This window comes from Desulfonatronospira sp., from assembly GCA_003563255.1.
Lineage (GTDB): Bacteria > Desulfobacterota > Desulfovibrionia > Desulfovibrionales > Desulfonatronovibrionaceae > Desulfonatronospira.
Genome location: PWSL01000115.1, coordinates 1 through 5581 on the forward strand (window position 1 = coordinate 1; position 5581 = coordinate 5581).

The following is a 5581-nucleotide window of genomic DNA, read 5'->3' on the forward strand; positions in this document are numbered from 1 at the left end:
CCACCCGGTAGCCGCTGACCTCGAGCATTTCCTGGAGGACCTTGAGGTTTTCAGGATAATCGTCAATTATCATCAGTGTCTTCTGCATACTGTGTCTCATTTTGTTCCTCCACTTGCTTAAGCCAGGATTCAATTCCCTGGTAGTCATAGTTCCGGATCATCTTCAGCAGAGTATCTGCTGCATCAGGATCTGTCCTGTGCAGTTTCCCGGCGGTTTCTTCCAGAACCAGGATGTCTCCCTCGGAAACGGCACGACCTAGATCTTCCAGGATATGCCCTGGCAAGCCGGGGGCAGACGGGCGAGCATGAGGTCCTGCAGCATTTTTCACCGGGGTGTCATTGCACGCATATATATACTGCAGATCAAGTCCTTTGCCCAGTTCCTCCAGGAGTTCCACATTCTGGAAGGGTTTGCGCAGATAAGCGTCGACTCCTGTATCCAGGATCTCCTGTCTGTCTTCTTCAAAGGCGCTGGCGGTGACAGCCATGATGAAACAATCCCTGCCGCCGGGAAGCCCCCTGACCCTCTCTACTGCTTCGTAGCCGTCCATGACGGGCATGCGCATGTCCATGAGCACTGCATGTGGCGGCCAGTCCTGAAATATTTCCAGGCAGTGGGCCCCGTTTTCAGCCTGGCGGGTCTCGAAGCCCATGGGCTCCAGGATGGCCTGCAGAAGGCTGCGGTTGTCCAGTCTGTCGTCCACTATGAGGATGCGCACCGGTCCTGTGCCGGGCTGGAGGCCCTGGATGATTCTTTCAGGTTTTTTTTCTGTCCTTGGCGGTCCTGTGGAGGTCTCCACCAGGATATGCACTCTGAACAGACTGCCGCGATCCTTAGTGCTGCTGACTTCTATGTCCCCGCCCATGAGCCTGGCAAAGCTGCGGCTGATGGCCAGGCCCAGGCCGGTGCCTCCTTCTTTGATGCCTTCTTCAGCCTGCTGAAAAGGTTCAAAGAGCTTCTGCTGATCAATTTCCTGGATTCCCGGCCCAGAATCCTCGACTTCAATGGTGAGACGAAGCCGGGAATCATCTTTTTCACCAGTATCCTGTGCCGGTTCAGTGCGTACCCTGCAGGCCACGCCGCCGGAACTGGTGAACTTGACGGCATTGCCCAGGAGGTTTATCACGATCTGCCTGAGCATGCCCTGGTCAGCCCGGATGTACCCGGGCAGATGGTGATCTCTTTCCAGTATGAACTGCAGACCCTTGGCCTCGGCCCTGGAGCTGAACATAAGCCCCATGTCCTCAAGCATATCCACGAGTCCGAAGTCCTCAGGGGAAGATTGAACCTGTCCGGCCTCTATCTTGGACATGTCCAGGATGTCGTTTATGAGCCGCAGCAGGTGGTTGCCGCTGCGGGTGATGGTCTTGAGATGACCGGCCTGCCTGGGAGTCAGGTCCGGGTCCTGCTCCAGGACCTGGGCAAAACCCAGGATGGCGTTCATGGGAGTGCGGATCTCGTGGCTCATATTGGCCAGGAAGGTGGTTTTGGCTTTGCTGGCTTCTTGGGCCCTGTTCCTGGCCCTGGCCAGTTCCAGGTTCTGGGTTTCCACCTCTACGGCGAATTCCTGCAGCCTGTTCTCGGCAACCTTGCGATCGGTTATGTCCCGGTTGCTGCCTCTGCGGCCCAGGTATTCACCGGTTTCGGAGAAGACTGGAGTGCAGCTGTGGCTTATCCATACTTCCCTGCCGTCCCTGGTTCTTATTCTGAAGTCGGTTTCAGAATGCGATTCCTGCTGCAGTTCATGGTCACAGGACTTGAGGCAGTTAAGCAGGGGCAGGTCATCAGGGTGGATGATGCGCCGGAAAAGATCGGGATCATATTTGAATTCCTCAGGAGTGTAGCCTGTTACCCGCATGCACGAGGGAGAAATATACAGAAAGTCCCCCTGCGGGGATCTCCAGTACTCCCAGTCATAAGTAAAATCAGCAATGGTCCGGTATTTTTCCCGGCTTTCCCGCAGGGCCTCCTGGAAGTGCATGCGACCGGTAACCTCGCTGAAGACGCCCATGCAGATATTTTCCCCCACAGCAAAGACCCTGACCTCGAAGTATTTGGCCTGGCTGGAGAGAAAGTGCTGAAAGTCGACGGGCGGGGTGCCTCTCATGGCCTGCATACAGGCCCGGTTCAGCTGAGTTGCCAGCTCCGGCAGGGCCTGCAGGGTGGACCTGCCGATAAGTTCCTGCCCGGCTATCCCAGCCATGTCTTCAAAGGCAGGATTGACCTCCTGAATAAAGAACTCCTCTTCTTTACCTGAACCAGGCTGCCTGCTCAACAGGGCGCATCCGTCGGGCATGTGCATCAAGAGCCGGTGGTAGACATGCTGCAGGTTTTTAAGCTGCAGTATGAGGCTTTGCTCATCATGACTCTTTTCCGGGCAGCGGGGCTCACTGGCAGGTGCATTCCCGGTTTTCATGTTCAGGACTCCTGGGTTAGAATGCTGCAGATCTGGTCCTCTATGGCCGTGAAGGCCTGGACAAGCTCAGGGTCGAAGTCTGTCCCCGAACCTTCCTGGATGATGCGCAGGCTCTCCTGGTGGGAAAAGGCCTTTTTGTAGGGCCGGCTGGATCGCAGGGCATCATAGACATCAGCCAGGGCCATTATCCTGGCGCTCAAGGGTATGCTTTCCCCGGACAGGCCCAGGGGATAACCGCTGCCGTTCCATTTTTCGTGGTGGTGCCAGGCGATATCTACACCCATGCTGAGAAAGGTGTTTCTGGGGTAGTGCTGCAGAGCCTTCTGCAGTGTTCTGCCTCCGATTTCACAGTGGGATTTCATTCTTTCAAATTCTTCATCGCTCAGTTTGCCCGGCTTGAGCAGGATGCTGTCGGGGATGCCGAACTTGCCTATATCGTGCAGCGGCGCGGCCCGGGAAATATTGTCTATAAAGTCGCTGTTCACCTGGGAAGCACAGGCTGATTCCCGGCTTATCTGGTGAGCCAGGGCTTTGCACAGGTTGCTTGTGCGGGTGATGTGTCCGCCGGTTTCCACGTCGCGTAGTTCCACCAGTTCCGACAAGGCATGAATGGTGGCCAGCTGGGATTCGGAAATTTCCCGGACCTTTTTTTCCACCTGGTTTTCCAGGTGCAGATTGTAGTCTTCCACCTGTTTCTGCAGGCCCCGCAGCCGGATGTGGGTGGCCACCCTGGCCTGGACCTCTTCGGGGTGAAAGGGTTTGGTTATATAATCCCCCCCGCCGGCGGCAAAGGCCTGGACCTTGTCGCTGGGATCATTGAGAGCGCTGATGAAGATGACGGGTATGTCTTTTAGTCCTTCCTGTTCCTTGAAACGCGCACAGACCTGGTAGCCGTCCAGGCCGGGCATCCTGATGTCCAGAAGGATGAGATCCGGGGGCTTGCGGGCGGCGGCCTTGAGGGCCATTCCCCCCCGGGGGAAGGCCATGACCTGGTATTCCCAGCCCTGGAGTATCTCCTGCAGAAGTTTGAGGTTGGCCGGGGTGTCGTCAATTATCATAATATTCTTTTTGTTGTTGTTCATTTGATAAACCTGTATGGTTCAAGTTTTCCGGGTTGTACTGTCCCTCGCTATGTATTGCTTGTGCAAATGCACAAAATATCGCGTTGGAATTTTTATATTGATGCAGGACATGGGTTGCGGGGACTGTCCCCCGGCCGTAAGCATTCAGGGGGTCCCCGGTGGTGATTACCGGCACCAGACCTGGAAACTGTCCCCGGGCTGGTTCAGGCATCCCCTGAATGCATACCCCTGGCCGATATCCGGAGTCTCCTCAATGGTTAAGGTTTTCTATAGGCTATATGGTTTGCCTGAACGTATGTAAAGTATCTGAAATATAGTATTTGCAAATAATAAAATGACAAAATTGTCAATTTTTAAGATCTGCAAAAAATGCTGTCTGCTCAAGGGCATTACCTGGAGAAAGAAGGGCAGGCCCGGGACTTGACTGAAACACTGCGGGATCGTGGACTTTTGAAGATATATTCATTACAGATCATGAGCGAGCAAAGCCTATAAAAAAGCACAGGTGAACGGCTGCCGGGCGGTTGTTCAACATGCCCGGGACTTTTATTCTTCAAGTCGCTGGAAAACCTGGCAAGCCCGGGGTGCATTCAGGCGATATCCTCAGCTCTCAGGAGCTGGTTGTGGACATACCAGATAACCGGAGTGATACTGGAGATGATGAAGAACAGCAGGCAGGTCAGCAGTGGTGAAGGCACAGGCCCGGACAATGTCTATGTGGCCAGGCAGCCGGTATTTGACCGGGAGATGAATATCTGGGGCTACGAGCTGTTGTTCCGGGAAGGTGCCGGGTGTAAGAGCGCCGCGTTTCAGGACGGCGACCTGGCCACCTCCAGGGTGATAGCCGATGGTTTCGGCCTGGCCACGGAATGGTTGCGGGATAATCAGCGGGTCCTGATAAATTTCCCAGCGTCCATGCTCATTGAGGGCAGTCCCAGGGCACTGCCTCCAGAGACGGCAGTGGTGGAGATTCTGGAGACCGTCAGGCCGGACAGGGAAATCCTGGAGATATGCATTCAGCTCAAGGAGGAAGGCTACAGCCTGGCTCTGGACGATTATGTGGGCAGCCCTGGTTATGAGCCCCTGCTGGAACTGGCTGACCTGGTCAAGGTTGATGTACTGGGCATGCAGGTGGATGAGCTTGAGCGGATTGTAAATGACCTGCAAAGACATAAGTGCCTGCTGTTGGCGGAAAAGGTGGAGGACCTGGAGATGTTTGATTGTTGCAGGAAACTTGGCTTTACCTATTTCCAGGGGTTTTTTTTCAGCAGGCCCCAGCTGTTATCCGGGAAAAGGCTTTCATCCAGCCGCATTGCCAAGATTAACCTGCTGCAGGAGCTTGGCCGGCCGGATCTGGATTTTACGCGCATAAGCGGGATCATCAAGGGGGATGTATCCCTTAGCTATCGGCTGCTGCGCTATATAAATTCACCGGGAATGGGGCTGACATACGATATAAAATCCATATCCCAGGCAGTCACCCTGCTAGGCCACAGAAAGATCGCAGCCTGGCTGCGGGTGCTTCTGCTGGCGGACATGGACCCCTCGCCCCGGGCCAGGGAGCTTTTGTTTTTCAGCCTGCAGAGGGCGTGGTTTCTGGAGGCGGTGTGCGACCGGGGGGAAGCGGTCTGCATGGAATCGGACTCCATGTTTCTGCTCGGGCTTTTTTCCTCCCTGGATGCTCTGCTGGCCCAGCCCATGGAGGAGATTGTGCAGAAGATTTCCCTGGATGAGCGCCTGCGTGACGTGCTTATGGGGAGAAACCCGGAGATGCAGGCCTGGCTGGACCTGGCCATGGCCGGGGAACGAGGGCAGTGGGATATAGTGGAACGGACATTAAAGCACCTGGGCGTTTCCCGGGAGGACGCCGCCCGAACCCAGAACCAGGCTACGGCCATGGCCAGGCAGTTTCTGGATCTGGTGTGAAGAGAAGGATGATTGATGATAAGGAAGGGATCTCGTACAACCACCCCCGGGGTTAAGAAGTATGGGTGTATGGGAGTAGGGGCGTGTGGGAGTAGGGGCGTATGGGAGTATGGGAGTGAAAATATCTTTACACCCACACATGGATACCCCCATACA

At 55.3% G+C, this 5581-nt stretch carries 3 protein-coding genes; 1 reads left to right on the forward strand and 2 read right to left on the reverse strand.

What is annotated here, in order from left to right; all coding sequences use genetic code 11:
* Nucleotides 1–62 precede the first annotated feature (62 nt).
* Entirely contained in the window at nucleotides 63–2417 is a 2355-nt protein-coding gene (locus tag QZP87_RS03290) for a hybrid sensor histidine kinase/response regulator (RefSeq protein WP_291321488.1), read from the reverse strand.
* 2 nt (nucleotides 2418–2419) lie between these two features.
* The gene (locus QZP87_RS03295) at nucleotides 2420–3499 is read right to left on the reverse strand and encodes an HD domain-containing phosphohydrolase (RefSeq protein ID WP_291321489.1); all 1080 of its coding nucleotides are present in this window, start codon (nucleotides 3497–3499) and stop codon (nucleotides 2420–2422) included.
* A 621-nt stretch (nucleotides 3500–4120) separates the two neighbouring features.
* Between QZP87_RS03295 and QZP87_RS03300 the strand changes: the two genes are divergently transcribed.
* The gene (locus QZP87_RS03300; protein WP_291321490.1) at nucleotides 4121–5425 is read left to right on the forward strand and encodes an HDOD domain-containing protein; all 1305 of its coding nucleotides are present in this window, start codon (nucleotides 4121–4123) and stop codon (nucleotides 5423–5425) included.
* Nucleotides 5426–5581: the final 156 nt, after the last annotated feature.

Coding starts and splice junctions, on each gene's coding strand:
- QZP87_RS03295 (WP_291321489.1), bottom strand. CDS start 3,499: ATGAACAACAACAAAAAGAATATTATGATAATTGACGACACCCCGGCC.
- QZP87_RS03290 (WP_291321488.1), bottom strand. CDS start 2,417: ATGAAAACCGGGAATGCACCTGCCAGTGAGCCCCGCTGCCCGGAAAAG.